Origin of the sequence: Micrococcus sp. SL257 (genome assembly GCF_026625585.1) — a bacterium.
Taxonomy (GTDB): Bacteria; Actinomycetota; Actinomycetes; order Actinomycetales; family Micrococcaceae; genus Micrococcus; species Micrococcus luteus.
This window is the reverse complement of the sequence record NZ_CP113053.1, coordinates 2,461,199-2,487,737: the sequence shown is the minus strand read 5'-3', so window position 1 is coordinate 2,487,737 and position 26,539 is coordinate 2,461,199. Positions and strand designations below refer to the sequence as shown.

Here is a 26,539-nt window from a genome sequence, read left to right as displayed (position 1 = left end):
CCGCCGTGGCGCGTCCAGCGCCCGCATACGGAAGGAGAGGGTGAGCCGCATGGAGCAGGAGGGCACCCAGGAGCCGGCGCGGTTCGACCCCCGCATCGCGGAGCCCCCGGCCGTCCCCACGCTCATCCCCGTGCTGCGCCCGGCCGGCGCCGAGGACGCCGCCGCTGTCGGCGACCTCGCGATCGACCCGGAGGACCCCGGCCTGCTCGACCTCGACCCGGCGGAGTCGGCCCACCCGGCCGCGGCCGCGGTCGCCGTCGAGCCGACGGAGCCGCTGCCGCCCGTGGTCCGCCCCGCCGCCGCCGATCCGGAGCCGGAGCCGGAGGAGCCGGCAGAGCCGGAGGCGGAGACGCTGCCGGAACCGGCCGCGGACGCGCCCCTGACCGAGCCGCCGCTGTCCGAGCAGGTGCCCACCTCCGTCCTGGCCCCCGCGGACGCCGACGGCGCCCTGCCCGCTCCGGACGTGATCCCCGCGCCGGACATCACCGTCCCGGACCCGGTGGTCCCCGTGGGCCCGCCCGAGAAGCGCGGGCGTCGGCGGGGCCGGCGCTCCCGTGAGGTCTTCGTCGAGAACCTGCCGACGCAGGCGCTCGTGCTGGCCGACCGCCTGCACTCCTCGCCGTATGGGCGCCGCATGCGCTCCACGCTGCAGCAGCGTCGCGCGGAGGCGCAGGCCCTCGAGGCCCGCACCACCCTGGACTTCGCGCTCAAGCTGGGCGAGACGATGTTCAGCTTCGGCGCGGCCTCGCTGGACGTGGAGACCTCGATCATCGTGGCCACGCAGGCCTACGGGATCCTCGAGACCGAGGTGGACCTGACCAACCAGTCCATCTCCCTGAACTACGCGCCCGACTCCTCACGCGGCGAGGCCCCGTTCACCCTCCAGCGGGTGGTCCGCTCGTCCTCGGTGAACTTCGAGGGGCTCGTGGCCGTCCACCGGCTCGTCGAGGAGATCGCCGCGGGCGAGGTGGACCGGGCCGAGGCCCAGCGCCGGCTCGTGGAGATCCGGCATCAGCCCAAGCCGTTCCCCGCCGTCTTCGAGGTCCTCTTCTCCGGCGTGTTCGTGGCCTGCTTCGTGCCGTTCATCGGCGGGACCTGGACGGGCGCGGCCCTGGGCATGGTCTCCACCTGGCTGGTCTTCTGGCTCAAGGTCCAGGCGGACAAGGCGCGCTTCCCGGAGATCTTCTCCACGATGTTCGGGGCGATCACGGCCACGGTGATCGCGCTGATGGCCCACGCCCTCGACCTGCCGGTCAACCCGGCGCTGGTGATCGCCGGCGGCATCATGATGCTCCTGCCCACGGCGAGGTTCGTCACCGCGGTGCAGGACGCCATCCACGGCTTCCCGGTGACCGCCGCGGGCCGCTTCCTCTCCGCGCTGCTCGTGTTCGCCGGCGTGATGGCCGGGATCATGATCGCCGTGGGCATCGGGGATCTCCTGGGATTCGAACAGCTGGACCTGGCCGAGGCGGGGACGCTGAGCTATCCGCCGCTGCTGCTGCTGGGCCTCGTGATGGCCGCGGGCATGGCGGACGCGGTGGTGGAGCAGTCGCGGTGGCCGCAGATCCTGGCCTGCGGTCTCGTGTCCGGGGCCGGCTTCGGCGCGTACCTGGCCGCGCAGCAGGTCGGGGTCAGCGACCGGCTGGTGCCCGCGGTCGCCGCGGCGGCGGTCGGGTTCCTCGGCCGCCTGGTGGCCCAGCGGCTCGCAGCCCCGGCGCTCGTGATCGTCCTGCCGTCCATGCTGTTCCTGCTTCCCGGACTCACCATGTTCCGGTCCGTCTACGGGTTCACCGTGGAGACCGGGGCCACGCTGCTGGGCGTCGAGGGACTGTTCAACGCCGCGGTCATCGTCGTGGCGATCGCGGCCGGCGTCGCCTTCGGCAACACCCTGGCCAAGCCGATCACCGACCGGATGGGCACGCTGCTGCCCACCGAGCTCGTGATGCACCAGCGCGGCTGACCGGCGGCCCGGCTCAGTCGGGCAGGCGCCAGTCCACCGGGGCCGCGCCGGCCGCCTCGAGGAGCCGGTTCACCCGGCTGAACGGCCGGGAGCCGAAGAACCCGCGGTGGGCGCTCAGGGGCGAGGGATGCGGGGACTCCACGACGCCGGCCCCCGCCGCCGTCAGCAGCGGCGCCATGCGCCGCGCGTCGGCTCCCCACAGCAGCCCCACGAGCGGGGTGCCGCGCGCGCAGAGGGCCCGCACCGCGGCCTCCGTGATCTGCTCCCAGCCGAGGCCGCGGTGGCTGCCGGGTGCGCCGGCCCGCACGCTGAGGGCGCGGTTCAGCAGCAGCACGCCCTGGTCCGTCCACGCGGAGAGGTCGCCGTGGGCGGGCGGGGCGATGCCGAGGTCGTCGTGCAGCTCCCGGTGGATGTTGGCCAGGGAGCGGGGCAGCGGCCGCACGTGGCGGTCCACCGCGAAGCTCAGGCCGATCGGATGGCCCGGCGTCGGGTAGGGGTCCTGGCCCAGCACGACGACGCGGACGTCCGCGAACGGCTGACGGAACGCCCGCAGGATGTGCTCCGGCGCCGGCAGCACCTGCTCTCCGGCCGCCCGGCGGGCCCGCAGCCGCTCGCCGACCTGCTCGAACGCGGCGGCCTGCGGGGCGAGGGCCGCCTCCCAGCCCGGATCCAGGGGCGCGATGAACTCCATGCCCCGAGGGTAGACCGGGTGGGTACAGTGGCCGCCATGTCCCACCCCACGCCCGTCTCGCCCGATCCGGCCCCGGACGAGGGTGCCCGCGCGCGGGCGCGACGGGACGAGCTGACGGACCTGGAGCGTGCGGTCCTGGACCTGGAGGCCGCAACCTGGCGGTACGGCGGGGCCAAGGACCACGCCGTCCGAGAGCGTCTGGGGCTGCCTCCGACCGCCTATTATCAGGTGTTGAACGGATTGCTGGACCGTGAGGCCGCCCTGGCCTACCGACCCCTGCTGGTCACGCGGCTGCTGCGCAAGCGCGGCACCCGCAGCCGGGCCCGGAGGGGACCCGCGGATCCGGCGCCGTCCACGCCCGCTTCCCGCCAGGAGAACTGACCCATGGCCTACCAGCCCGACCGCTTCGACGAGGTCCCCGAGTACACGGACCAGCGCGGCGCGCACCGCGAGTCCTTCGCCGCTGCCGGCGCGACCGCCGCGGGCGGGGGTCGCCGCCTGAGCCCGCTGCTCTGGGTGGCCGGCCTCGTCCTGCTCGCCGGCCTGTTCGTGGGCGTCGTCCTGCCGTGGCTCACCGGCGACCGCTCCGAGCCCGTCGCCGCCGAGAGCTCGACGACGGCCCCGGCGGTCGAGCCGTCGACGTCGGCGTCGTCCGAGTCCTCCTCGGCGTCCTCCGCGTCGGCGTCGACTGCATCCGCGACCGAGTCCGCCACCCCGTCCGAGGACACGGCGGAGGCGTCCCGTTCCGCGGCTGCGGCCGCGGCTGAGTCCTCGCGGGTGGCGCAGGAGGCGGCCGCCGCAGAGGCCGCCGAGTCGTCCCAGGCTGCCGCGTCGTCCCGGGCCGCCGCGGAGGCACAGGCGGCGGAGGCCTCGCGTTCCGAGGCCGCCGCGCAGTCCGCAGAGGCGTCCCGGTCGGCGGCGGCCGTCCAGGCGGCGGAGTCCTCGCGCGCCGCCGCGTCCCGTTCGGCCGCCGCGGCGGAGGCCTCGCGCTCGCAGTCCGCGGCCGCGTCGAGCTCTCGTGCGGCCGCGCAGTCTGCGGCCGCGTCGAGCTCTCGTGCAGCCGCGCAGTCCGCGGCCGTGCGCGGCACCCACGTCACCGTGTACAACGCGACCCGCACCCAGGGCCTCGCCGCCTCCTACGCGCAGCGGCTCACGGGCGCCGGCTACACCTCGGTGGACGCGAAGAACTGGAGCGGCTACGGCATCCAGTCCTCCACCGTCCTGTACAACGGCTCGGCCAACAAGGCCGCCGCCGAGGCGGTCGGCAAGGAGCTCGGCTTCCCGGTCATGCAGACCCCGAACCTGCAGGTGAACGGTATCGCGGTGGTCGTCACCAGCTGATCCGCCCGTCGTGCGGCCGTGCCGGCCGCGCACCCTTTCCGGCCCCCGGCGGGGCGCCTTCCGAGGCGTTCTGCCGGGGGCCGTCCGCCGTCCGCGGAAGGGCGGGCCCCGCACTGCGGACCCTTTGCACTCTCCCGGTGCGAGTGCTCATAATGGGGTTAGCACTCCGAAGGCGCGACTGCCAGCCGTACCCCGGTCGGCCCGGCGCCGTGGAGGAGGACCTGTCCACCGGTGAGGCCCCCAGGGGCCGTCCGTCGCGGGCACCGGCGCGGGTCAGCCACCAGCAGTAGGAAGCCGACGTCCAGAAAGGACCTGCACATGGCCAAGACCATCGCATTCGACGAAGAGGCCCGCCGCGGCCTGGAGAAGGGCCTGAACACCCTGGCCGACGCCGTGAAGGTGACCCTCGGCCCCCGCGGCCGCAACGTGGTGCTGGAGAAGAAGTGGGGCGCCCCCACCATCACCAACGACGGCGTCTCCATCGCCAAGGAGATCGAGCTCGAGGACCCGTACGAGAAGATCGGCGCGGAGCTCGTCAAGGAGGTCGCCAAGAAGACCGACGACGTCGCCGGCGACGGCACCACCACCGCCACCGTGCTGGCCCAGGCGCTGGTCCGCGAGGGCCTGCGCAACGTGGCCGCGGGCGCCGACCCGCTGTCCCTGAAGCGCGGCATCGAGAAGGCCGTGGAGGCCGTCACCTCCGAGCTGCTCTCCGCCTCCCGCGAGATCGAGACCAAGGACCAGATCGCGGCCACCGCCTCGATCTCCGCCGCGGACAAGCAGATCGGCTCCCTCATCGCCGAGGCCCTGGACAAGGTCGGCAAGGAGGGCGTCATCACCGTCGAGGAGTCCAACACCTTCGGCCTCGAGCTCGAGCTCACCGAGGGCATGCGCTTCGACAAGGGCTACATCTCCGGTTACTTCGTGACCGACGCGGACCGCCAGGAGGCCGTCCTCGAGGATCCCTACATCCTCATCGTCAACTCGAAGATCTCCTCCGTGAAGGACATGGTGGCGATCCTCGAGAAGGTCATGCAGTCGGGCAAGCCGCTGCTGATCATCGCCGAAGACGTCGAGGGCGAGGCCCTGGCCACCCTCGTGGTCAACAAGATCCGCGGCACCTTCAAGTCCGTGGCCGTGAAGGCCCCGGGCTTCGGTGACCGCCGCAAGGCCATGCTCGCCGACATCGCCATCCTCACCGGCGGCCAGGTCATCTCCTCCGAGGTGGGCCTGTCCCTGGAGAACGCGACCCTCGACCTGCTGGGCACCGCCCGCAAGGTGGTCGTCACCAAGGACGAGACCACCATCGTGGAGGGTGGCGGCGACGCCGAGCAGATCGCCGGCCGCGTGGCCCAGATCCGCTCCGAGATCGAGAACACCGACTCGGACTACGATCGCGAGAAGCTGCAGGAGCGCCTCGCCAAGCTGGCCGGCGGCGTGGCCGTCATCAAGGCCGGCGCGGCCACCGAGGTGGAGCTCAAGGAGCGTAAGCACCGCATCGAGGACGCCGTGCGCAACGCCAAGGCCGCCGTGGAGGAGGGCATCGTCGCCGGCGGCGGCGTGGCCCTGATCCAGGCCGGCGCCAAGGCGTTCGGCGGCCTGCAGCTCGAGGGCGACGAGGCCACCGGCGCGAACATCGTGAAGGTCGCCATCGAGGCCCCGCTGAAGCAGATCGCCTTCAACGCCGGCCTGGAGCCCGGCGTCGTGGCGGACAAGGTCAAGACCCTCGACGACGGTCACGGCCTGAACGCCGCCACCGGCGAGTACGAGGACCTGCTGGCCGCCGGCATCAACGACCCGGTGAAGGTGACCCGCTCGGCCCTGCAGAACGCCGCGTCCATCGCGGGCCTGTTCCTGACCACCGAGGCCGTCGTCGCGGACAAGCCCGAGAAGGCCGCCGCCGGCGCCGAGGGCATGGACCCGATGGGCGGCATGGGCGGCATGATGTGATCAGCCGCTGAGCCGGCCCGGCCCGTTCGGGCGCCCAGCCAGCGAGGCCCGTCTCCCCGTCCGGGGAGGCGGGCCTCGCCGCGTCCGGGGCCGGCACCGGGGCGCCCCGCTCAGGCCGACAGCGCGGCTCGTTCCGCCGCCAGGTTGCGGCGGGCGGCGGCCTCCCAGCGCGTTCGGCCGGGCGCGGTCCGATACAGCCGCTCGGCGTCCAGCAGGGCGTCCAGCACCGCGCCGCGACCGCGGGCCCAGTCCGCGTCGGACACGTGCGCGTAGTCCTGCCGGACCGCGGCCACGTAGCGGGCGTAGGCCTCGGGGGAGCGGCCGAGGACCTCGAGGTCCGCGTCCGAGAGCACCGCCCCGGCCGCGTCGTGCGGGGCGGGGTCGTGGGCGGCGGTGAGCAACACGAGGCGCGCCACCTCGTCGACGACGTCGGCCGGCACCGCCAGCCGCGGGTCGGTGAGCACGTCCCGGGCCAGGGCGGCCGAGTCCGCCTCGTCCTGGCCGGCGGGCGCGGCGGGGTCCCCGACGTAGACGGCGTCGTGGAACCACGCGGCCAGGCGGACCGCACGCGGATCCGGCCCGGCCTTCGCCCCCGCCCGCTCGAGCAGGTCCACGGACTCGAGCACCGCGAGCAGGTGGGCCGGGTCGTGGTAGTGCCGATGCGGCTCCGCCCAGCGGGCCAGCAGGTCGCGTCCCGCCGTCGTCACCGCGTCCGGGCTCGCCGCCGTGCCCTCGAACAGCCGCGCCCAGCGCCGGGCGAGGACGACGTCGCGCTTCTCGGCGCGGCTCCGGGCGGGCACGCGCAGCCCCGAGGCGGCGAGGCGGCGCACCAGCTCCCGTCCGGTGACGGGCACCGCCCCGCGGGCCACGAGCTCGGCGCGTCGGTGCGCGGGCACGTCGTAGTGGTCCCGGTCGAAGGCCCGCTCCGAGAGCCCCGCCGCCCGCGCGAACGCGTGGAGCTCCTCGAGGGAGGCGTCGGAGACGAGGTGGGAGAACACGGTGCCGTGGGCGGGCCACGCGGGCGGGTCGATCAGGACGGTCATGCCCCCACTCTAGGAAGCACGGACCGGGGCGCGGCCGGCCGGCCGCACCCCGGACCGTTCCGGGCGCTCAGAACCGGAACATCGCGGCGTTGGCGGTCTCCGCGTCCTGGTACTGGGTGGCGGCGGCGTCCATCGCGCGGCGGATGCCCGCCAGGGACTCCTCCACGCGCTGCTGGGTGGCGCGCCACTCGGTGAGCACACCCTGGAAGTTCGCGGCCGCCTGGCCGCGCCAGGTGTCCTGCAGCTGGCGCAGGTTGGCCTCCATGGTGCTCACCTCCGCCTGGAGGCGGCCGATGGAGCCCTCCACCGCCCCGCTCTTGGCCCGCAGGTCCTCGACGTCGATCTGCACGATGCTCATGTGACTGTCCCCTCTGATGAGTGCTGATGGGCGGCGGGTGCCGCCGGGCACCACGCTAGGGACGCGCGTCGCGCCCGGCCGCCGGGTCGTCCCCGCCTGGGGACGGGGCGTCGGCCTGAGGCGCCTGTGCAGGAGCAGACACCCGGCGGCGGCGCTCGGCCGAGGCGCGACGGAACCGCTCCGCCGCCCGCAGCAGGCGGCTGCGCCGGGCGGCGTCCGCGGCGCTGGCGCCGGCGCCCGACGGCGCGGTCTGGGCGAGAGGGCCGGTGGGTGGGCCGGCCGCGTCGTCGTCGGTGTCCCGTGCGGACGGGCGCTCGTCCTCGACGTCCTCGTCCGCCTCGTCCTCGAACGGCGCCCACGGCAGGTGGACGGAGAAGGTGGCGCCGCCGCCCTCGGTCTCCAGCAGCCGGACGGAGCCGCCGTGCTGGGCCACGATCGCCGCGACGATGGCCAGGCCGAGCCCCGTGCCGCCCGTCTCGCGGTGCCGGGAGGTGTCCGCGCGGTAGAACCGCTCGAAGATGCGGGCGCGGTCGTCCTCGGACACGCCCGGCCCGTGGTCACGGATCTCGATCACGGAGCTGCGGCCCGCGCCGTCCGCCCCGGCCTGGCCGCCGAGGTGGTCGACGGTGCCGACCGCGATCTCGATGGGGGTGCCGGCGGGGGTGTAGCGCAGGGCGTTGGCCATGAGGTTCACCACCACCTGGCGCATCCGGTTCTCGTCGCCGAGGATGGGCGCCGGGGCCGCCCGGTCGCCGTCGGGGCCCACGAGGGTGACCTTGCGGTCCGGGGCGTTCACGGAGGCGTCCATCATGGAGTCCATCGCGAGGATGAGCAGGTCCACCGGGGCGTGCTCGAGGGGGCGCTGCTCGTCGAGGCGGGCCAGGGTGAGCAGGTCCTCCACGAGGCGGGTCATGCGGGTGGCCTCGGACTCGATGCGCTGCATGGCGGCGGCGACGTCCTCCTCCTCGCGCAGCCCGCCGTGCCGGTACAGCTCGGAGAATCCGCGGATGGTGACCAGGGGGGTGCGCAGCTCGTGGGAGGCGTCCTGCACGAAGCGGCGCATCTTGTCCTCGGAGATCTCCTTGTCCCGGAACGCGGACTCGATGTGCGCGAGCATGGCATTGAGGGAGCGGGAGAGCCGGCCCACCTCGGTGTCGGGCGCCGCGCTCTCCACGCGCTGGCTCAGGTCGCCGGCGGCGATCTTGGCGGCGGTGCGCTCCACGCGGTTCAGGGTGCGGAACGCGCGCTGGACCGCCAGGTTGGCCACGATCACGGTGCCCGCCGTCGCGAGCAGGCCGATGGTCACGACGATCGAGGTGACGCGCTCGACGGAGGAGGTCACGCTCTGCAGGGGAAGGGCCACGGCCATGGTGCCGTCGCCGCTGCTGAGCCCGTACAGCTGCACGCGCCAGCCGCTCGAGTCCGGCTGTGTGCCGGGCACCTCGAAGGAGGCGGAGCCGCGCTCCAGGGCCTCGGCCGGGGTGATGTCCGGCAGGGCCGGCTCGTCCGCACCCGGCATCACCGGGGTCTGGACGACCCGCGCGCCCTCGTTGTCCCACACGACGCCGTAGAAGCGCAGGATGGGCAGCTGCGGCATGTAGTACTCGCCGGTCTGGGCGACGTTGGCCAGGTACATCGAGACGGTGTCCCGGTTGGCGGCCATGTCCTCGTCCAGCTGGCGCACCGCCTCCTGGCGGAACAGCACCGCGGTCGCCACGGCGGTCACGGCGACCAGGGCCAGCATGAGCGCCGCGATCATCACGACCAGCTTGGTGCGCAGGGACTGCCCCTGCCACGCGCCCCTCAGCCAGGCGCGCGGATGGCGGACGCGGGCCGCCGCGGCGTCGAGCCGCGCACGCACGTCAGCGCTTGTCCGCGGTGCGGAGCATGTAGCCGACGCCGCGCTTGGTGTGGATCATCTTCTCGCGGCCGCCGACGTCGATCTTGCGGCGCAGGTAGGAGATGTAGGACTCGACGATCGAGGCGTCCCCGTTGAAGTCGTACTCCCACACGTGGTCCAGGATCTGGGCCTTCGAGAGCACCCGGTTCGGGTTCATCATGAGGTAGCGCAGCAGCTTGAACTCGGTGGGGGAGAGCTCCACGACCTCGCCGCCGCGGCGGACCTCGTGCGCGTCGTCGTCGAGCTCGAGATCGTCCACGCGCAGCACCGCCGCGTCGTCGTCGTCGAGGGAGGCAGTGCGGCGCAGCACGGCGCGGATGCGGGCGACCACCTCGTCGAGGGAGAACGGCTTGGTCACGTAGTCGTCACCGCCGACCGTCAGGCCGGTGATCTTGTCCTCGGTGCCGTCCCGCGCGGTGAGGAACACGACGGGGAAGTGACGGCCGGCGGAGCGCAGGCGGCGGGTCACGGTGAAGCCGTCCATGTCCGGGAGCATCACGTCCAGCACGGCCAGGTCCGGCTGGAACTCCTCGGCGGCGTCCAGGGCCTCCCGGCCGTTGGCCGCGGCCGTGACCTCGAAGCCGGCGTAGCGCAGGGACGTGGAGAGCAGCTCGCGGATGTTGGGCTCGTCGTCCACCACCAGGAGGCGTGCTTCGGGGTTCTGAGGCTGCATGGGGCCCAGTCAACCGCCCCGACCTGGGAACACCCTGAAAGGGTGCTGGATGTCACGGGGCGTCGTTGGCCCGACGGCTCAGGGGCGCGAGCGCCGGACGGCGCCCAGCACCACGTGCAGCAGCATCAGGCCGAAGCCGACGGGCAGGCCGAACAGCGCGAGCGCGAACAGCGCCGGGGACGCCGGCCACGCCAGGAAGTACGCGACCAGCAGGGCCACCAGGGCCAGAGCGGACACCGCCGTCACGGCCACGCCCAGCACCAGGACGACGCCACGACCGCCCCGGTGATCGGCGGGGTCGGCGGCGGGCGCGGAGGCGGGGAGGGTGGAGGTCCGAGGCATGCCCGCCACTCTAGTCGGGCTATCCTGGGAGGTCATTGACGACCACGTCCTCCGCCGTCCCCTCCGGGCGCACGGCCAGGCTGGTCCCACCGATGCCGCGGCGCACCGCCACGCCGGTGCCGGACCCCGCCGACCCGAGACGAGAGCACGGCCGCCCCTGCGGCGCCGGCCCGACGCGGTGGACCCACATGACGAGGAGCAGGTGACGCACATGCCCACCGGGCGCATCAAGTTCTACGACTCGACCAAGGGCTTCGGGTTCGCCCAGACGGACGAGGGCGAGGAGGTCCACGTGCCCGCCTCGGCCCTGCCGGCCGGGGTGACCGAGCTGCGCGGAGGCACCCGCGTGGAGTTCGGCGTGGCCGAGGGCCGCCGCGGCAAGCAGGCGCTCTCGCTGCGCGTGCTCGACGCCGCACCCTCGGTGGTCCGCAACCACCGACCCGGCGCCACCGAGATGGCCGTCCTCATGGAGGACCTCATCACGTGGCTGGACCAGACCTCCAACGGCCTGCGCCGCGGCCGCTACCCCCAGCGCGCCCAGGCGCAGAAGATGGCGCAGGTGCTGCGCCGTGTCGCCGACGATCTGGAGGCCTGAGCCATGACCACCCACGACGACGCCCCGCGCGTCGACCACCGGAGCCCCGACGCCGAGCCCGCGCCCGCGGAGGAGAGGGCGGCCGTGCCGCCCGCGCGTCGCCGGGCCCCGCGCCGCGACGAGCTGCTCGCCGCCGCCGTGGACGCCGCCCGCGCGGGGCTGGCCGGGCTGGCCGCCCCGGACGAGGTGGGGGAGCACGTGGACGTGCTCGTGGACGACGACCGGCTCCTGACGCACCGCTTCGCGTGCCGCATGCCCGGCTACGCGGGCTGGCTCTGGTACGTGACGATCGCCCGGGCCCCACGCGCCAAGCAGGTCACCGTGTGCGAGACCGGCCTCATGGCGGGGGAGGGTGCGCTCGTGGCGCCCCCGTGGGTGCCGTACGCCGAGCGCGTGAACGAGGAGGAGCGCGAGCGGCTCAAGGCCGTGGCCGAGGGCCGTGTGCCCGGCGCCCCGGCGCCTGAGACCGCGCCGGACGACCGCGGCTGAGACGGCGCGCCCCGGCTGACCCGCCGGGGCGGACACGCAACGGGCCCGCGGTGGAGTCCCCCGCGGGCCCGTGTCCCCGTCCGGGGACGGCTCAGGCCAGGCGCTCGACCACGTGGTCGATGCAGCGCAGCAGTGCCGCGACGTCCTCGGGCTCGATCGCGGCGAAGGTCGCGATCCGCAGCTGGTTCCGGCCGAGCTTGCGATAGGGCTCCACGTCCACCACGCCGTTCGCGCGCAGGGCCTGGGCGACCGCCGCCGCGTCGACGTCGTCGGAGAAGTCGACGGTGCAGACCACGGCGGAGCGGTCCTCGGACCGGGCCACAAAGGGCGTGGCGAAGGACGACGCCTCGGCCCACGCGTACACGCGCGAGGAGGAGTCGGCGGTGCGGGCGGTCATCGCGTCCAGCCCGCCCTGACCGTTCATCCAGCGCAGCTGCGCGTCCAGCATGACGAGCGTGGCCAGCGCGGGCGTGTTGTAGGTCTGGTCCTTGAGGGAGTTCTCCACGGCCGTGGCCAGGTCCAGGAACGCCGGGATCCAGCGGCCGGACTCCTTGATCTCCGCGACCCGCGCCAGGGCCCGCGGGGAGAACAGCGCGAGCCACAGACCGCCGTCGGACGCGAAGTTCTTCTGCGGCGCGAAGTAGTACACGTCCGCCTCGGACACGTCCACCGGCAGGCCGCCCGCGGCCGAGGTGGCGTCGACGACGACCAGCGCGTCCTCGTCGATGCCCGCGGGGCGGACGACGGGCGCCATCACGCCGGTGGAGGTCTCGTTGTGCGGCCACGCGTACACGTCGACCCCGGCCACGGCCTCCGGCTCGGGGCGGGTGCCCGGCTCGGAGGTGCGGATGTCCGACGGCGCCAGGAACGGCGCCTGGTCGGTGGCCTTGGCGAACTTCGAGCCGAACTCGCCGAAGCTCAGATGCTGGGCGCGCTCGCGGACCAGGCTGAAGGCGGCCGCGTCCCAGAACGCGGTGGAGCCGCCGACGCCGAGGATCACCTCGTAGCCCTCCGGCGCCGAGAACAGCTCGGCGACGCCTGACCGGACGCTCGCCACCAGGTCCTTGACCGGCTTCTGACGGTGCGACGTGCCGAGCAGCCCGGCTGCGTCCTGGAGCGCGCTCAGCTGCTCGGGGCGGACCTTGGAGGGGCCGGCGCCGAAGCGGCCGTCGGCCGGCAGCAGGTCCTGGGGGATGGTGATCTCGGCGGGGGAGGTCATGCGTGCTCCTGACGCTTCGGGGTCGCGGGTCGCGCCCATTCTCCCGCGCCCGGGACCACCGGCCGTCCACGTGACTCACGCCTCGCTAGGATGTCCGGGACGAAGAGCCCGAGGGAAGAGGACGTGCCATGACGGATCTGATCGACACCACCGAGATGTACCTGCGCACGATCCTCGAGCTCGAGGAGGAGGGCATCCCCCCGCTGCGCGCCCGCATCGTCGAGCGTCTGGAGCACTCCGGCCCCACCGTCTCCCAGACCGTGGCCCGCATGGAGCGGGACGGGCTGGTGCACGTGGGCGCGGACCGTCGGCTGGAGCTGACCGTGGCGGGCCGCGAGCGGGCCGTGTCCGTGCTGCGCAAGCACCGCCTGGCCGAGCGCCTGCTCGCGGACGTGATCGGCCTCGAGTGGGAGCTCGTCCACGAGGAGGCCTGCCGCTGGGAGCACGTGATGAGCGACCAGGTGGAGCGCCGCCTGCTCACGCTCCTGGAGAACCCCACCGAGACCCCCTACGGCACCCCGATCCCGCCCCGGCCCGAGCAGGCCTCCGCCGAGGACTGGAGCCGCGACATGGGCCTGGCGGGCGCCCGGCTCTCCGAGGAGGCCGCCACCGCCGGCCGGTTCCGCGTCCGCGGGCTGGCCGAGGGCGTGCAGACCGACCCCGAGCTGCTGGCCCAGCTGGCCGGCGCCGGCGTGACCCCCGGCCGCGTGGTGCGTGCCGAGGCCGCCCGCGACGCCGGGTACATCCGGGTCGAGGGCGAGGCGGAGGACGGCGCGGCCGCGGACGGCGGGGCCCTCGAGCTGGCCGAGGCCACGGCCGCGCACGTGTGGGTCGAGCGTCTCGACGGCTGAGGCGCGGCGCGCCGTCGTCGTGCGTGACGGGGGCGTGATGGCCCGGTGACGGGCCGGTGAACCTCTTCCGCCGCCGCAGGCGACACGTGGCGCGCCGATGCACCCGCGTCTAGCGTGGAGACACGACGCCCCTGTGTCCCCACGCTTCCGAGGCCCCCGATGCGCACACTCGTCCTCAACGCCGGCTACGAACCCCTCTCGGTCGTCTCCGACCGCCGGGCGCTGCTGCTCGTGGCCACCGGCAAGGCGAGCGTGCTCGAGGACGCCGGTGACCCGATGCGCAGCCCCACCCGCGCGTGGGGCCGACCCCTCGTGATCCTGCTGCACCAGTACATCCGGGTGCCCCACACGGATGCGGCCCCGGTCTCCCGCAAGGGCGTGCTGCGCCGGGACGGACACCGCTGCGCCTACTGCGGCGCCCACGCCACCACCGTGGACCACGTGCGGCCGCGCTCGCGGGGCGGCGAGAACTCGTGGGAGAACCTCGTGGCCTGCTGCCTGCGCTGCAACGGGGCGAAGGCGGACCGCTCGCTCGAGGCCCTGGGCTGGCGGCTGCGGGTGGAGCCGGTGCGCCCGCGCGGGGCCCAGTGGCGGATCCGCGAGCTGGAGCGGCCCGCCGAAGCGTGGCGGGACTACCTGCGCCTGGCGGCCTGACGCCGGAAGCGGAATCGCGCCCGCCCGTGCCCGGCGGTTCCTAGACTCTCCAACGGTCGAGAGAGCGGAGGGGCCCATGAGCATGGAGTCGGCGGCACGGATGTCCATGATGCGGATGACCCGCGGGCAGTCCGACGCCCAGCAGAGCCTCGCCCGCGGCACGGTGCGCCGGACCATCGCGTTCGCGGGCCGGTACCGCACCCGCCTGATCGTGTTCGTCGCGGCGTCCATCGTGGGCGCGGTGCTCGGCGTGGCCTCGCCCGTGCTGGCCGGCGACGTCGTCAACGCGATCACCGGCGGCGCGGACCGCGGGCTCGTGGTGCGGCTGGCCCTGCTGATCGCCCTCGTGGCCGTGCTCGACGCGGCGCTGTCCGTGTTCACCAAATGGCTCTCCGCCGGGCTGGGGGAACGCGTCATCTACGACCTGCGCACCGCCGTGTTCGACCACGTGCAGCGCATGCCGGTGGCGTTCTTCCAGCGCACCCGCACCGGCGCGCTCGTCTCACGCCTGAACAACGACGTGATCGGGGCGCAGTCGGCGATCTCGCGGACGCTCTCCGGCGTCGTCGCGAACGTGGTGTCCGTCGCGCTGACCCTGGGCGTGATGGTGGCCACCAGCTGGCAGGTCACCGTCCTGTCCCTCGTGATGCTGCCGCTGTTCCTGCTGCCGGCCCGGGCGGTCGGCTCGAAGCTGGCGGGCCTGTCCCGCGAGCGGGCCGGGCACAACGCGGCCATGGGCGACCAGATGACCGAGCGGTTCTCCGCTCCCGGCGCCACACTCATCAAGCTCTTCGGCCGCCCCGCCGCCGAGTCCGCCGAGTTCGCCCGCCGCGCGGACCGCGTGCGCGCCACCGGCGTGGACATCTCCGTGCGCCAGGCCGTCTTCACCACGCTGCTCACCCTGGTCTCCGCGCTCGCGCTCGCGGCCGTGTACGGCGTGGGCGGGCTCCAGGCGATCGCGGGCACCCTCGACGCCGGCGACGTCGTCACCCTCGCCCTGCTGCTGACCCGCCTGTACGCCCCCCTGACCGCGCTGGCGAACGCCCGCGTGGAGATCATGAGCGCGCTCGTGAGCTTCGAGCGCGTGTTCGAGGTCCTGGACCTGGAGCCGCTCATCACGGAGCCCGCGCGGCCCGCGGCCCTGCCGGAGGGGCCCCTGTCCGTGCGGCTGCGGGACGTGCGCTTCGCCTACCCCACCGCGGAGCAGGTGTCCCTGGCCTCCCTCGAGGAGGTCGCCGTGCTGGACACGCGCGGCGGCGAGGAGGTGCTGCACGGGATCGACGTGGCCGTGCCCGCCGGGGCCACCGTGGCCCTCGTGGGCTCTTCGGGTGCGGGCAAGTCCACCATCGCCTCGCTCGTCACGCGCCTGCACGACGTCACCTCCGGCGCCGTCGAGATCGGCGACGTGGACGTGCGGGACCTCGCGTTCGCGGACCTGCAGCGGGCCGTGGGCATGGTGACCCAGGACGGCCACCTCTTCCACGAGACCGTGCGCGCCAACCTGACGCTGGCCCGCCCCGACGCGACGGACGAGCAGCTGTGGGACGCCGTCGAGCGGGCCCGCCTGCGCCCCGTGGTCGAGGCGCTGCCGGACGGGCTGGACACCGTGGTCGGCGAGCGCGGCTACCGCCTCTCCGGCGGCGAGCGGCAGCGCATGACGATCGCGCGGCTGCTGCTGGCGGCTCCGCGCGTCGTGGTGCTGGACGAGGCGACGGCGGCGCTGGACTCCACCAACGAACGCGCCATCCAGGAGGCGCTGGGGGAGGCGCTGGCCGGGCGGACCGCGATCGTGATCGCGCACCGGCTCTCCACCGTGCGCAGCGCGGACGAGATCCTCGTGGTCGAGGCCGGGCGGATCGTGGAGCGCGGCACGCACGCCGCGCTGCTCGCGGCGGGCGGGCGGTATGCGGAGCTCTACACCACGCAGTTCGCCGACGCGGAATGAGGCGGCGACCGGACCGGCCGCCCAGGTGCCCCAGGCCGGAATCGAACCGACGGCCTACCCTTTAGGAGAGGGTCGCTCTATCCAACTGAGCTACTGGGGCGCGGACCGTGCGTCGGTCCGGTGAGCGAGTCTAGCCGAGCCCTTCAGGCCGCCCGCGTGGCGCGACCACGACGGCGCCGCCCGGCCCACAGCATCACGGCCACCGCCAGCGCGAGCAGCGCCAGCAGGACCCAGCGGGTCAGCGTCAGGGCGGCGGCCAGGCCGGTGCCCGGGCCGCCGGCGGCGATCGCCTGCTCGATCGCGATGTTCTCGCAGATGTCCACGACCGCGAACAGCACGCCCAGCCCGAAGACGGCCCACTTGGCGCCGACGGGACGCAGGCGCCATGCGCCGACCGCGGTGACCGTCAGTGCCACGGCGATCGGGAAGATCACGCCGGCCGTCTTGTGCACCCAGTTCAGCTGGCCGCGGGCGTCCTCGTCCATGACCGCGGAGAGCGCGCGGATGTGGTCCTGCCCGTAGAACAGCAGGGAGTCCGGCATCGCCAGGCCGCCGCTGAGCTGGGTCATCTGCTGCAGCACCAGCAGATGGAGGTACGCGCCCACGAGCAGGGTGGTCACGATCAGCGCGCTCACCGGGATCGCCGGGCTGCCCTCGCGCTCAGCGGCCGCGGCGAGGTCCTCACGGACGTTGACGTCCCGCAGCGTGGGACGGGAGCGCGGGGACTCGGCGACCGGGCGCGCGGCGGGCCGCGACGGGCGCGGACGGGACTTGCGAGACTTCTGGGACACGGGGCACCTCCGCGGTCCATCCTCCCAGACCGGCCGAGCCGGTCCGGTCCCGCCCAGCCCCGCCCAGCCCAGCTCACTTTCGAACGTGAAATCGGGGTCATGGGAACTTTCGAACGCGAGATAGGCCCCACATCACGTTCGAAAGTGCGGGTGGGGGCGAGTCCGGGGCGGCTCAGTCCGCGTGGCGAGGCCGCGGGCGGGGGACCTGGGCGGGTGCGTCGGACGCCGGCTCGGTGGCCGGGGCCGGCCCCGCGGTGGACTGCGGCTCGGACGCCGGCTCGACGACCGGCAGGGGCGCCGTCGTCGGGGCGGGCTCGGCGGTCTGCGCCGGCACGGCGTCGGCCGCCTCCGGGACCGCTGCCCGGGTGCGTGGCCGCTCCCGGCCGCGTCCCGCCGTCGGGAACTCGAAGAGCCAGCGCACCCGTCGGTAGCCGAGCGCGAGGGCGAGCGGGACGAGGAACGTGAACGACGCGATGGCCACGTAGAAGTCGACCGGGCGGACCGCGGCGAGGTCGCGGAAGGCCGCCACCGCCAGGATCAGCACCGGCATGTGGGCGACGTAGAGGACCATCGAGCGGCGGCCGCAGAACTCGAGGAACGGCAGACGGGGCAGGCGCGGGCCGAGCCACAGCACCACGAGGATCCCCGGCAGAGCAGCGAACACGGACCAGGGCTGGCGCTCCGCCACCACGAGCGCGCCGGTGCGCGTGGCCGTCACGGTGAGCACCATCAGGATCACCGCGATCACACCCAGGGCGGCCGGCGCCGTGCGGATCCGGGGGAGCAGTCGCGCGGACGCGGCACCGAGGAAGAAGTACACACCCCAGTACAGGGGACGCACCCAGTCGCGGGGGCCGCTGACGAACTCCAGGAGCAGCACGAAGAGGACGGCCGCGACCACCAGCGCCGGGACACGGCGGATCACCGGGCCGATGAGATAGCAGAGCATGAGCACCCACAGGAACCACAGGTGCCACGCGCCACCGCGCCAGAACTCGCCGGACAGCAGGGACCCGGGCCTGCCCGTGGCCAGCGCCAGCACGACCATCCAGACGAGGAACGGCCACAGGATCCGCTCCGCCTTGCCGCGGTAGTACGTGCCCAGCGGCTTGGACACGGAGCGGGGCAGCAGGACGCCGGACAGGAACACGAGCATCGGCATCCGCCACGACTGGAACACCTGCACCACGTTCGCGAACGCCACGGAGCTGAAGGTCGCGTCGAGGCCCTGCGGCATCGTGTAGGTGTGGGTGAACATCACCAGCAGCACGGCGAATCCGCGCATCGCGTCCATCCAGGTCATCCGGCTGGGGGTGGACCCGTGGGACATGGGCGGGGTCGGCGTGGTGGACATGGCGGCTCCGGGGTGACGTGGCGGGGCAGGGGAAGGAGGCTCCGCCGCCACATCGCGCGGAACGCCCAGAAGACCATAGCGGGCCGTTCGATTCCCGCCGGTTTTCGAACGTGGAATCGGGGTCTTGGGGACTTTCGAACGCGAGATAGGCCCCACATCACGTTCGAAAGTGCGGGTGGGGTGGGGCGGGGCGGCGCGGTGGGGGATGGCGACGACGGCGCCCCCTGTCGCGTCCGGGGCCGCGCCTAGACTGGGTCCGCCATGGCTGACCTCTTCTCCGCGCTCGGACGCACGCCCCTGAACCTCGACCGGACCCGCCGCCCCGCGGACCCGGAGACCGCCCTGCCCGGGCTCGTGCCCCCGGCCGTCACGCGCGCGGCCGCGGACCCCGAGGCCTGGGGCGAGGACGCCCGCCCGGCCGCTCCGGCGCACACTCCCGAGTCGCTCGTGGCGGGGCTCAACCCGCAGCAGGCCGCCGCGGTGACCCACACGGGGGCGCCGCTGCTGATCGTGGCGGGCGCCGGCTCGGGCAAGACCCGGGTGCTGACCCACCGCATCGCGTGGCTGCTCGCCACCGGCCGGGCGCGGCCGCACGAGATCCTCGCCATCACCTTCACGAACAAGGCCGCCGCGGAGATGCGCGAGCGCGTGGCCGGGCTGATCGGTCCCACCGCCCAGCGGATGTGGATCTCCACGTTCCATTCCTCCGCCGTGCGGCTGCTGCGCAACGAGGCCGCCAACATCGGGCTGAAGTCCACGTTCACCATCTACGACTCGGCGGACAGCCTGCGCCTGGTCACCACCGTCGCCAAGCAGCACGAGCTGGACCCGAAGCGCTTCGCGCCCAAGGCCCTGCTGAACCGCATCAGCTCCCTGAAGAACGAGCTCGTGGAGGCGGACGACTACGCCGCCACCGTGGCCGAGGGGGACCCGTGGGGCCGCGCCGTCGCCGCCGTCTACCGGGACTACACGGCCCGCCTGCGCCAGGCCAACGCCCTGGACTTCGACGACCTGATCGGCATGACGGTCCACATGTTCGAGGCGTTCCCGCGCGTGCTGGACAACTACCGCCGCCGGTTCCGCCACGTCCTCGTGGACGAGTACCAGGACACCAACCACGCCCAGTACCGCCTGATCCGGCTCCTCGCCGGCCCGGCGGGCGACCCCGAGGGCGTGGAGACCCCCGGCGGCGAGCTGACCGTCGTCGGCGACTCGGACCAGTCCATCTACGCGTTCCGCGGCGCGGACATCCGCAACATCGTCGAGTTCGAGCAGGACTTCACGGACGCCGTCACCATCAAGCTCGAGCAGAACTACCGCTCCACGCAGACCATCCTGGACGCCGCCAACGCGGTGATCGAGCGCAACCCGGACCGCCGTCCCAAGCGCCTGTGGACGGCCGAGGGGGAGGGCCCGGCGATCGTCGGCTACGCCGCGGAGAACGAGTCCGCCGAGGCGGAGTGGATCGCCACCACCATCGACCGGCTGCAGGACGAGGACGGGATCCGCCCGGCCGACGTCGCCGTGTTCTACCGGACCAACGCGCAGTCCCGTGCGCTCGAGGAGCGGCTGGTGACGCGCGGCATCCCGTACCGGGTCATCGGCGGCACGCGCTTCTACGACCGCAAGGAGATCAAGGACGCGCTCGCCTACCTGCGGGTGATCGTCAACCCCGACGACGACGTCAACGTGCGCCGCATCCTCAACGAGCCCAAGCGGGGCATCGGGGACCGGGCCGAGGGCGCCATCGCCGCGTGGGCCGAGCGCAACCGCTCCACGTTCTCCGCGGCCCTGCGCGACGCCGAGAACGCCCCCGGCATGGCCGCGCGCTCGCTCAAGGCCGTCCGTGGCTTCGTGCAGATGATGGACGACCTCGGCCAGGTCGCCGAGTCCGCCGGCCCGGCCACCGTCCTGGAGGCCGTCCTCGAGCAGTCCGGGATGCTGGCCGCCCTCCGCGAGTCCGAGGACCTGCAGGACGAGTCCCGCGCGGACAACCTCGGCGAGCTCGTCGCCGTCGTCCGCTCCTTCGAGACGTCGCACCCGGACGGCACCCTGTCCGACTTCCTCGAGCAGGTGGCGCTCGTGGCGGACGCGGACCAGCTGCCCACGGCCCCGGACGTGGAGGGCGAGGCGCTCGCGGAGCAGCAGGGCCAGGTCACGCTCATGACGCTGCACACCGCCAAGGGCCTCGAGTTCCCCGTGGTGTTCCTGACGGGCATGGAGCACGGGGTGTTCCCGCACGCCCGCTCGATGACGGACGAGAAGGAGCTCGCGGAGGAGCGCCGTCTGGCCTACGTGGGCCTGACGCGCGCCCGCCGTCGCCTGTTCCTGACGCGCGCCGAGGCACGCTCGCTGTGGGGCCAGCACCAGTTCAACCCGCCCAGCCAGTTCCTCGGGGAGATCCCGGAGGCGCTCATCGACTGGGAGCGGGAGGGCACCACGCGCTCGGCCGGGTCGTTGAGCCTGACCGGCGCCGGCACCTCGCGCTACGCGGGGCGGTTCGGCGGCGGGCGACCGGCCTGGCGGTCCCGGGACGACGACGGCGCGCGGCCCCAGCGCCTCACCCGCGGGGACGAGCCGGCGGACCTCACGGTGCCCTCCGGTGTGGTGCGCGGGAAGGCGCCGAGCCGGGTGCAGCCGCAGAAGGAGATCGTGGCGCTCAGCCCGGGCGACCGCGTCTCCCACGCGACCTTCGGCGAGGGGCGTGTGGACGCCGTCGCGGGCGCGGGGGACAAGACCGTCGCGACCGTCACCTTCGACGCCACCGGGGCGCAGAAGCGGCTGCTGCTGCGCTACGCCCCGCTGACGAAGGTCGAGGGCTGACGGGACCGGCCCGCCGACTCCCCGGTCTCTCCGGGGTGTGGACTAGAGTGAGCCGTGGAACGCCGCCGTCCGCCGCCCTGCTGTGCCCCCGTGCCCGGCCCGGCCACGGAGGGGGCGTCGACGTCGGCCGCGCCCGCGGGCGAGGCCGGCAGACCCTGTCTTCGACCAAGAAGGACACACCACCGTGGACCTGTATGAGTACCAGGCGCGCGATCTGTTCGAGGCGCACGGCGTCCCCGTGCTGGCCGGCATCGTTGCGCAGACCCCGGACGAGGCCAAGGCGGCCGCGGAGAAGATCGGCGGCGTCACCGTCGTCAAGGCGCAGGTGAAGGTCGGCGGCCGCGGCAAGGCCGGCGGCGTGAAGGTCGCCAAGACGGCCGACGAGGCCTACGAGCACGCCAAGGCCATCCTGGGGATGGACATCAAGGGCCACACCGTGCACCGGGTCATGATCGCCCAGGGCGCCGACATCGCCGAGGAGTACTACTTCTCCGTGCTGCTGGACCGCGCCAACCGCACCTACCTGGCCATGTGCTCGGTCGAGGGCGGCATGGAGATCGAGCAGCTGGCCGAGGAGCGCCCCGAGGCCCTCGCCAAGGTGCCCGTCTCCGCGCTGACCGGCATCGACGCCGAGACCGCCCAGAAGATCGTCGCCGAGGCGGGCTTCCCCGAGGAGCTGCGCGCCGACGTCGCCGAGGTCATCCAGAAGCTCTGGGAGGTCTTCGAGAAGGAGGACGCCACCCTCGTCGAGGTGAACCCGCTGGTGAAGACCGGCGACGGCACGATCCTCGCCCTGGACGGCAAGGTCTCCCTCGACGACAACGCGGCGTTCCGCCACGAGGGCCACGCCGCCCTCGTCGACGAGCGCACCGAGGACCCGCTGGAGGCCAAGGCCAAGGCCAACGGCCTCAACTACGTGAAGCTGGACGGCCAGGTCGGCGTGATCGGCAACGGCGCCGGCCTCGTGATGTCCACCCTCGACGTCGTCGCGTACGCCGGCGAGAAGCACGGCGGCGTGAAGCCGGCCAACTTCCTGGACATCGGCGGCGGCGCCAACGCCGAGGTCATGGCCAACGGCCTCGACGTCATCCTGGGCGACGAGCAGGTCAAGTCCGTGTTCGTGAACGTCTTCGGCGGCATCACCGCGTGCGACGCCGTCGCGAACGGCATCGTCAAGGCCCTCGAGATCCTGGGTGACACCGCCACCAAGCCGCTGGTCGTGCGCCTGGACGGCAATGCCGTGGAGGAGGGCCGCCGCATCCTGCAGGAGGCGAACCACCCGCTCGTCACCCTGGCCGCCACCATGGACGAGGGCGCCGACAAGGCCGCCGAGCTCGCCCACTCCGCGAACTGACCGTTCGGAAAGACTGAGGAAACAGCTATGTCGATCTACCTGAACAAGGACTCCAAGGTCATCGTCCAGGGCATCACCGGCGGCGAGGGCACCAAGCACACCCGCCTCATGCTCAAGGCCGGCACGAACATCGTGGGCGGCGTGAACGCCCGCAAGGCCGGCACCACCGTGTCCCACGAGGACAAGGACGGCAACGCCGTCGAGCTGCCCGTCTTCGGCACCGTCAAGGAGGCCATGGAGAAGACCGGCGCGGACGTGTCCGTGGCCTTCGTGCCGCCGGCCTTCGCCAAGGACGCCGCGATCGAGGCCATCGAGGCCGAGATCCCGCTGCTCGTGGTCATCACGGAGGGCATCCCGGTGCAGGACTCCGCCGAGTTCTTCGCCCTGTCGCAGTCGAAGACCGGCGAGGACGGGAAGCCGAAGACCCGCATCATCGGCCCGAACTGCCCCGGCATCATCACCCCGGGCGAGGCCCTGGCCGGCATCACCCCGGCCACCATCACCGGCTCCGGCCCCATCGGCCTCGTGTCCAAGTCCGGCACGCTGACCTACCAGATGATGTACGAGCTGCGTGACTTCGGCTTCTCCACCGCCATCGGCATCGGCGGCGACCCGGTCATAGGCACTACCCACATCGACGCCCTCGAGGCGTTCGAGGCCGACCCGGACACCCAGGCCATCGTGATGATCGGTGAGATCGGCGGCGACGCCGAGGAGCGTGCGGCCGAGTTCATCAAGGCCAACGTCACCAAGCCGGTCGTCGGCTACGTGGCCGGCTTCACCGCCCCGGAGGGCAAGACCATGGGCCACGCCGGCGCCATCGTCTCCGGCTCCGCCGGCACCGCGCAGGCCAAGAAGGAGGCCCTCGAGGCCGCGGGCGTGAAGGTCGGCAAGACCCCGTCCGAGACCGCCCAGCTCATGCGGGAGATCCTGCAGGCCCAGGCCTGATCCCGACCCTCGGCCGCCGGGCCTGACGGCACGGCGACCACAGCGAACGGCCCCTCACCCGCCAGGGTGAGGGGCCGTCGTCGTGGTGAGGTCCTGTGAGATGACGGGAGACGCGGAGTCAGAGCCACTCGTGGCGGCGGGCGAACCGCGCCGCGTCATGGCGCGTGGACGTCTGGGTCTTCTGCATGGCGCTGGAGAGGTAGTTGCGGACCGTGCCCTCCGCGAGGTGCAGCTGCTGCGCGATCCTGGCCACGGAGTACCCCTCGCCCGTGGCACGCAGGGCGTCGAGCTCCCGGTCGGTGAGGGGACAGTCGTCCGAGATCGCCCGGGCCGTGGTGTCCGGATCGATCCATCGTTGCCCGCTGTTCACCCTGCGGATCACATCGGCGATTTCCCCCGGCTCCGCAGACTTGGTGACGAACCCGGTGACGCCAGCCTTCAGCGCCCGTCGGAGCACCCCGGGACGGGCGTGGCGGGTGAGCATCACCACCGGGAGGTCGGGGTGGGTCTCGCGGAGCGTCGCGACGGCTGCGACGCCGTCCAGACCGGGCATCTCCATGTCCGTCACCAGCATGTCGGGATCGATGCGGCGCACTGCCTCGACCGCCTCATGGCCGTCGGCGGCCACCTCCTCGACGCGGATGCCGCCCTCTATCTCCAGCAGAGTGGCCAGTGCTGTGCGCAGGAGCTTCTCGTCGTCCGCCAGGACGATCCTGATGTCATTCACACCGACTCCTCCTCGTCCGCTTCCCATCGTGCCCCGAGGGTGAACCGTCCGTCGACACAGGAGACGTCCAGGCGGCCTCCGACCCCCGCGAGGCGGGACCGGAGGTTGTCCAGCCCTCCCGTGTGGTCCTCGGCGGAGACACCGGCCGCACCGTCATTGGAGATCACCACGTGCCCGGGGGCAAGGCTGATCTCGACCCTGCGGGCGTCGGAGTGACGCAGGATGTTGGTGGTCCCCTCCCTGATCACGACGCCGGCCACATGCTCGAACTCTTCGCCTCGCGGGCCGCCGTCGTCGTCGGTGGTGACGGTGATGCCTGTGGCCTCGAGCAGCGCGACGGAGTTCGCGAGCTCACCGCGCAGGGTCAAGGTGTGCCCGTCCTGTGCCAGCGCCTTGGTCTCGGCCATGGTCTGGCGCAGGGTCTGCTGAGCCTCATCGAGTTCCCGCTGGGCCGCGTCGGTGTCCGTGGAAAGCATCCGCTGGGCGACGGCGATCTTGAGCTTCACCACGTGCAGCGCATGGCCTTGGATGTCATGGAGGTCCTGGGAGAAGCGCAGCCGCTCGGCATCGAGAGAGGCTGCCCGCTCCTGCTCCGCACGCTGGTCCTGCAGGCGCATGAGGTCGAAGGAGATTCGGGAAACGGGGATGGTCACGCACGCGACGCCCGTCAGCAGGGCGCCCATGCCGACATAGACCCACAAGGCCTGGGGATCGGTGACGAACACGAGAGCGCCGGCCGCCGACCCGACAGTGAGCACCAGCAGGGTCACGACGGCCCTGGCGTGTCGGCTCCACATGACCTCGAGCGCACCGGCGAGGGCGAAGGCCAGGGCGCCCAGGGGAGTCAGATCCCAGAGGGCGCTGAGCGCCCAGGTGAGAGTGCCCAGGGCGAGCACTGCCCAACGCGTCGGAGCAGCCACCTCCCGGTGCCACTGGGACAGCAGCCAGAGGCCGGCGATGAGGCCGGGTGCCAGGACGAGAGGGGGCCACGGCTCCACAGCGGACGTCAGGAGGGCGACGATGGCGGCAACACCGAAGACTGCGAGCAGGACGAAGCTCGTCCTACTGCGCAGCCTTCGCGTCTCCGACGTGTGCTCGGAGGTCATGGGCACTCCATGTTCAGTCAGCGCGTGGATCGGGTGCCCCTCAGGAGGTCACCTGCGTCTCTCGCTCGACGGCCTTGTGGCTGGCCGAGAACCCCACAGCGGTCGCGACGACGGCGACCACCATGCCGACGATCAGCCAGGTGGCGTCGGCGGTGTCCCGTGCGGGGACCCAGGAGGTGATCTCAGAGGGCAGGATCTCGGGGATGGGCAGGTAGTGCAGCGTCAACATGACGCCGAACGCGGTGGCACAGAGAAACAGGATGAATGCGATGGTCCGGATGGTCTTCATGGGAGCCTCCCGTGTCCAGGTCGATGGTTGGTTCTCTTCGGCGGTCCCGATCCGCCGCGGGTGCCGCGGGATCGGAACGACATCCACCTTTCCGTCACCGGCCCGCCCCGCACCAGTGACGCAGCGTCATGCTTGCGCACCAACTCTGTCATGCCGCGCAGTGACGTGACCTCACTGTCGGGGGCGGATTCCGGTTGGTTGTGTGGGGGACATGCAGAACACGACGCTTCTCCCCGCCCCCACCGCCGTCGACTCTCGCACGGAGACGATCGTCGAGATCCACGACCTCAGGGTCGACTACGGGGACTTCACTGCCGTCGACGGGATCGATCTCGAGATCCGACGTGGGGAGTTCTTCGGCCTGCTCGGCACCAACGGTGCCGGGAAGACCACCACCATCGAGGTCATGGAGGGTCACCGGGCCCCGACCGCCGGCTCCGTGCGGGTCCTCGGGCAGGACCCGAGCGACCGCACCCTGCGTCGTCGGGTGGGGATCATGCTCCAGGAGAGCGGGTTCGCCCCGGACCTGACCGTACGCGAGACCCTCGCGCTGATCGGTCGTCTGACGCGGCGGGACGACGACGTCGACCGTGTCCTGGACCTCGTGGACCTCCGCCGGCGTCGGGACACCCGGACCGGGCAGCTCTCTGGCGGCGAGAAGCGCCGCCTCGACTTCGCCACGGCGATCTTCGGCTCACCGGAGCTGATCTTCCTTGACGAGCCCACCACGGGGTTGGACATCGAGGCACGCGACGCACTCTGGCACGTCGTGGACCGGCTGCGTGACGAGGGCGCGACGATCCTGCTCACCACGCACTACCTCGAGGAGGCCCAGGAGCGGGCCGACCGCATCGCGCTCATGCACAGCGGCCGCATCCATCGGCAGGGGACAGTCGCCGAGCTCACCTCGGCCTTCCCCTCGACCATCAGCTTCCGGCTGAGTGGTGAGCCCACCGTCCCGTTCGAGGACGCGACGATCGCACCCGGCGGCGCGGTCACCATCCCCACCACGAACCTCCAGGAGGACCTGTACCGCCTCCTGGTGTGGTCCCGCTCCCGCGATGTGGAGCTCGAGGGCCTGAACGTCGGAGCCGAGGGGCTCGAATCCCTCTTCCGCGCCCTTAACGCCTGATCAC

General features: G+C 73.0%; 25 protein-coding genes and 1 tRNA gene. 13 read left to right on the top strand and 13 right to left on the bottom strand.

All coding sequences use genetic code 11. The features are described 5' to 3' along the window. Window positions 1–49 precede the first annotated feature (49 nt). A complete protein-coding gene (locus OVA32_RS11530) occupies window positions 50–1,960 on the top strand; it encodes a threonine/serine ThrE exporter family protein (RefSeq protein WP_044659030.1) in 1,911 nt (636 codons plus the stop codon). A gap of 13 nt (window positions 1,961–1,973) precedes the next feature. Here the strand turns inward: OVA32_RS11530 and OVA32_RS11525 are convergent, their stop codons facing one another. Beyond that, window positions 1,974–2,651, bottom strand: coding sequence for a uracil-DNA glycosylase (locus OVA32_RS11525; RefSeq protein WP_044659029.1), 678 nt, complete (start codon window positions 2,649–2,651; stop codon window positions 1,974–1,976). Window positions 2,652–2,687: 36 nt separating this feature from the next. Between OVA32_RS11525 and OVA32_RS11520 the strand changes: the two genes are divergently transcribed. From OVA32_RS11520 to groL, 3 genes are all read left to right on the top strand, one after another. Next, entirely contained in the window at window positions 2,688–3,032 is a 345-nt protein-coding gene (locus tag OVA32_RS11520; RefSeq protein ID WP_152743975.1) for a DUF3263 domain-containing protein, read from the top strand. A gap of 3 nt (window positions 3,033–3,035) precedes the next feature. Beyond that, a complete protein-coding gene (locus OVA32_RS11515; RefSeq protein ID WP_135019355.1) occupies window positions 3,036–3,992 on the top strand; it encodes a LytR C-terminal domain-containing protein in 957 nt (318 codons plus the stop codon). A 318-nt stretch (window positions 3,993–4,310) separates the two neighbouring features. Next, window positions 4,311–5,942, top strand: a complete 1,632-nt coding sequence (gene groL, locus OVA32_RS11510) for a chaperonin GroEL (protein ID WP_036315916.1) — start codon at window positions 4,311–4,313, stop codon at window positions 5,940–5,942. A gap of 110 nt (window positions 5,943–6,052) precedes the next feature. Here the strand turns inward: groL and OVA32_RS11505 are convergent, their stop codons facing one another. From OVA32_RS11505 to OVA32_RS11485, 5 genes are all read right to left on the bottom strand, one after another. Further along, on the bottom strand, window positions 6,053–6,985 hold the full coding sequence (locus tag OVA32_RS11505) for a DUF4031 domain-containing protein (protein ID WP_036315913.1): 933 nt from the start codon (window positions 6,983–6,985) through the stop codon (window positions 6,053–6,055). Window positions 6,986–7,052: 67 nt separating this feature from the next. Then, the gene (locus tag OVA32_RS11500; protein ID WP_010079419.1) at window positions 7,053–7,343 is read right to left on the bottom strand and encodes a WXG100 family type VII secretion target; all 291 of its coding nucleotides are present in this window, start codon (window positions 7,341–7,343) and stop codon (window positions 7,053–7,055) included. Window positions 7,344–7,398: 55 nt separating this feature from the next. After that, window positions 7,399–9,204 (bottom strand): sensor histidine kinase, encoded by a 1,806-nt coding sequence (locus OVA32_RS11495; RefSeq protein WP_267714572.1) that lies wholly within the window; start codon window positions 9,202–9,204, stop codon window positions 7,399–7,401. 1 nt (window position 9,205) lies between these two features. Next, window positions 9,206–9,916: a response regulator transcription factor gene (locus OVA32_RS11490; protein ID WP_041103075.1), complete on the bottom strand. Its 711-nt coding sequence runs from the start codon at window positions 9,914–9,916 to the stop codon at window positions 9,206–9,208. A 78-nt stretch (window positions 9,917–9,994) separates the two neighbouring features. Continuing rightward, entirely contained in the window at window positions 9,995–10,258 is a 264-nt protein-coding gene (locus tag OVA32_RS11485) for a hypothetical protein (protein WP_041103073.1), read from the bottom strand. A 211-nt stretch (window positions 10,259–10,469) separates the two neighbouring features. Between OVA32_RS11485 and OVA32_RS11480 the strand changes: the two genes are divergently transcribed. Continuing rightward, window positions 10,470–10,853, top strand: a complete 384-nt coding sequence (locus tag OVA32_RS11480) for a cold-shock protein (RefSeq protein ID WP_020628350.1) — start codon at window positions 10,470–10,472, stop codon at window positions 10,851–10,853. Between the two features lie 3 nt (window positions 10,854–10,856). Next, window positions 10,857–11,342 carry a DUF3027 domain-containing protein gene (locus OVA32_RS11475; protein ID WP_041103071.1) on the top strand — a complete coding sequence of 162 codons (486 nt, stop codon included), beginning with the start codon at window positions 10,857–10,859 and terminating at the stop codon, window positions 11,340–11,342. A gap of 91 nt (window positions 11,343–11,433) precedes the next feature. Here the strand turns inward: OVA32_RS11475 and serC are convergent, their stop codons facing one another. Next, window positions 11,434–12,561: a phosphoserine transaminase gene (serC, locus tag OVA32_RS11470; RefSeq protein WP_044659024.1), complete on the bottom strand. Its 1,128-nt coding sequence runs from the start codon at window positions 12,559–12,561 to the stop codon at window positions 11,434–11,436. Window positions 12,562–12,689: 128 nt separating this feature from the next. On the opposite strand from serC, the gene OVA32_RS11465 reads away from it, so the two are divergent. The 3 genes from OVA32_RS11465 (at window position 12,690) to OVA32_RS11455 (ending at window position 16,011) form a co-directional block, all read left to right on the top strand. Next, window positions 12,690–13,412: a metal-dependent transcriptional regulator gene (locus OVA32_RS11465; RefSeq protein ID WP_020628347.1), complete on the top strand. Its 723-nt coding sequence runs from the start codon at window positions 12,690–12,692 to the stop codon at window positions 13,410–13,412. 159 nt (window positions 13,413–13,571) lie between these two features. Beyond that, window positions 13,572–14,066: an HNH endonuclease gene (locus OVA32_RS11460; protein ID WP_020628346.1), complete on the top strand. Its 495-nt coding sequence runs from the start codon at window positions 13,572–13,574 to the stop codon at window positions 14,064–14,066. Window positions 14,067–14,142: 76 nt separating this feature from the next. After that, entirely contained in the window at window positions 14,143–16,011 is a 1,869-nt protein-coding gene (locus OVA32_RS11455) for an ABC transporter ATP-binding protein (RefSeq protein WP_179288559.1), read from the top strand. Between the two features lie 26 nt (window positions 16,012–16,037). Here OVA32_RS11455 and OVA32_RS11450 read toward each other — a convergent pair. The 3 genes from OVA32_RS11450 to OVA32_RS11440 form a co-directional block, all read right to left on the bottom strand. Further along, window positions 16,038–16,111, bottom strand: a tRNA-Arg gene (locus OVA32_RS11450). Window positions 16,112–16,154: 43 nt separating this feature from the next. Continuing rightward, entirely contained in the window at window positions 16,155–16,802 is a 648-nt protein-coding gene (locus OVA32_RS11445) for a hypothetical protein (RefSeq protein WP_044659023.1), read from the bottom strand. A gap of 172 nt (window positions 16,803–16,974) precedes the next feature. Further along, the gene (locus OVA32_RS11440; RefSeq protein WP_101967279.1) at window positions 16,975–18,156 is read right to left on the bottom strand and encodes an acyltransferase family protein; all 1,182 of its coding nucleotides are present in this window, start codon (window positions 18,154–18,156) and stop codon (window positions 16,975–16,977) included. Between the two features lie 261 nt (window positions 18,157–18,417). Here OVA32_RS11440 and pcrA point away from each other — a divergent pair, with 261 nt between their 5' ends. From pcrA to sucD, 3 genes are all read left to right on the top strand, one after another. Further along, window positions 18,418–20,979, top strand: a complete 2,562-nt coding sequence (pcrA, locus tag OVA32_RS11435) for a DNA helicase PcrA (RefSeq protein WP_101967280.1) — start codon at window positions 18,418–18,420, stop codon at window positions 20,977–20,979. A 184-nt stretch (window positions 20,980–21,163) separates the two neighbouring features. Then, window positions 21,164–22,333, top strand: coding sequence for an ADP-forming succinate--CoA ligase subunit beta (sucC, locus tag OVA32_RS11430; protein WP_041103060.1), 1,170 nt, complete (start codon window positions 21,164–21,166; stop codon window positions 22,331–22,333). A gap of 27 nt (window positions 22,334–22,360) precedes the next feature. Further along, window positions 22,361–23,281: a succinate--CoA ligase subunit alpha gene (gene sucD / locus OVA32_RS11425; protein WP_061867723.1), complete on the top strand. Its 921-nt coding sequence runs from the start codon at window positions 22,361–22,363 to the stop codon at window positions 23,279–23,281. 118 nt (window positions 23,282–23,399) lie between these two features. On the opposite strand, the gene OVA32_RS11420 is transcribed toward sucD, so the two are convergent. The 3 genes from OVA32_RS11420 to OVA32_RS11410 are packed head-to-tail and all read right to left on the bottom strand — an operon-like array spanning window position 23,400 to window position 25,403. Further along, the gene (locus tag OVA32_RS11420; RefSeq protein WP_060973826.1) at window positions 23,400–24,035 is read right to left on the bottom strand and encodes a response regulator transcription factor; all 636 of its coding nucleotides are present in this window, start codon (window positions 24,033–24,035) and stop codon (window positions 23,400–23,402) included. Continuing rightward, on the bottom strand, window positions 24,005–25,114 hold the full coding sequence (locus OVA32_RS11415; RefSeq protein ID WP_060973827.1) for a sensor histidine kinase: 1,110 nt from the start codon (window positions 25,112–25,114) through the stop codon (window positions 24,005–24,007). Before OVA32_RS11415 ends, OVA32_RS11420 begins: the two co-directional genes overlap by 31 nt. A 40-nt stretch (window positions 25,115–25,154) precedes the next feature. After that, on the bottom strand, window positions 25,155–25,403 hold the full coding sequence (locus OVA32_RS11410) for a hypothetical protein (protein ID WP_060973828.1): 249 nt from the start codon (window positions 25,401–25,403) through the stop codon (window positions 25,155–25,157). Window positions 25,404–25,614: 211 nt separating this feature from the next. Here OVA32_RS11410 and OVA32_RS11405 point away from each other — a divergent pair, with 211 nt between their 5' ends. Next, entirely contained in the window at window positions 25,615–26,535 is a 921-nt protein-coding gene (locus OVA32_RS11405) for an ABC transporter ATP-binding protein (RefSeq protein WP_060973829.1), read from the top strand. Window positions 26,536–26,539 lie beyond the last annotated feature (4 nt).

Coding starts and splice junctions, on each gene's coding strand:
- sucD (WP_061867723.1), top strand. CDS start 22,361: ATGTCGATCTACCTGAACAAGGACTCCAAGGTCATCGTCCAGGGCATC.
- OVA32_RS11500 (WP_010079419.1), bottom strand. CDS start 7,343: ATGAGCATCGTGCAGATCGACGTCGAGGACCTGCGGGCCAAGAGCGGG.
- OVA32_RS11440 (WP_101967279.1), bottom strand. CDS start 18,156: ATGTCCACCACGCCGACCCCGCCCATGTCCCACGGGTCCACCCCCAGC.
- OVA32_RS11405 (WP_060973829.1), top strand. CDS start 25,615: ATGCAGAACACGACGCTTCTCCCCGCCCCCACCGCCGTCGACTCTCGC.
- OVA32_RS11520 (WP_152743975.1), top strand. CDS start 2,688: ATGTCCCACCCCACGCCCGTCTCGCCCGATCCGGCCCCGGACGAGGGT.
- OVA32_RS11490 (WP_041103075.1), bottom strand. CDS start 9,916: ATGCAGCCTCAGAACCCCGAAGCACGCCTCCTGGTGGTGGACGACGAG.
- OVA32_RS11455 (WP_179288559.1), top strand. CDS start 14,143: ATGAGCATGGAGTCGGCGGCACGGATGTCCATGATGCGGATGACCCGC.
- OVA32_RS11475 (WP_041103071.1), top strand. CDS start 10,857: ATGACCACCCACGACGACGCCCCGCGCGTCGACCACCGGAGCCCCGAC.
- OVA32_RS11415 (WP_060973827.1), bottom strand. CDS start 25,114: ATGACCTCCGAGCACACGTCGGAGACGCGAAGGCTGCGCAGTAGGACG.
- OVA32_RS11485 (WP_041103073.1), bottom strand. CDS start 10,258: ATGCCTCGGACCTCCACCCTCCCCGCCTCCGCGCCCGCCGCCGACCCC.
- OVA32_RS11515 (WP_135019355.1), top strand. CDS start 3,036: ATGGCCTACCAGCCCGACCGCTTCGACGAGGTCCCCGAGTACACGGAC.
- OVA32_RS11420 (WP_060973826.1), bottom strand. CDS start 24,035: ATGGGAAGCGGACGAGGAGGAGTCGGTGTGAATGACATCAGGATCGTC.
- OVA32_RS11480 (WP_020628350.1), top strand. CDS start 10,470: ATGCCCACCGGGCGCATCAAGTTCTACGACTCGACCAAGGGCTTCGGG.
- pcrA (WP_101967280.1), top strand. CDS start 18,418: ATGGCTGACCTCTTCTCCGCGCTCGGACGCACGCCCCTGAACCTCGAC.
- groL (WP_036315916.1), top strand. CDS start 4,311: ATGGCCAAGACCATCGCATTCGACGAAGAGGCCCGCCGCGGCCTGGAG.
- OVA32_RS11530 (WP_044659030.1), top strand. CDS start 50: ATGGAGCAGGAGGGCACCCAGGAGCCGGCGCGGTTCGACCCCCGCATC.
- serC (WP_044659024.1), bottom strand. CDS start 12,561: ATGACCTCCCCCGCCGAGATCACCATCCCCCAGGACCTGCTGCCGGCC.
- OVA32_RS11525 (WP_044659029.1), bottom strand. CDS start 2,651: ATGGAGTTCATCGCGCCCCTGGATCCGGGCTGGGAGGCGGCCCTCGCC.
- OVA32_RS11465 (WP_020628347.1), top strand. CDS start 12,690: ATGACGGATCTGATCGACACCACCGAGATGTACCTGCGCACGATCCTC.
- OVA32_RS11505 (WP_036315913.1), bottom strand. CDS start 6,985: ATGACCGTCCTGATCGACCCGCCCGCGTGGCCCGCCCACGGCACCGTG.
- OVA32_RS11410 (WP_060973828.1), bottom strand. CDS start 25,403: ATGAAGACCATCCGGACCATCGCATTCATCCTGTTTCTCTGTGCCACC.
- OVA32_RS11460 (WP_020628346.1), top strand. CDS start 13,572: ATGCGCACACTCGTCCTCAACGCCGGCTACGAACCCCTCTCGGTCGTC.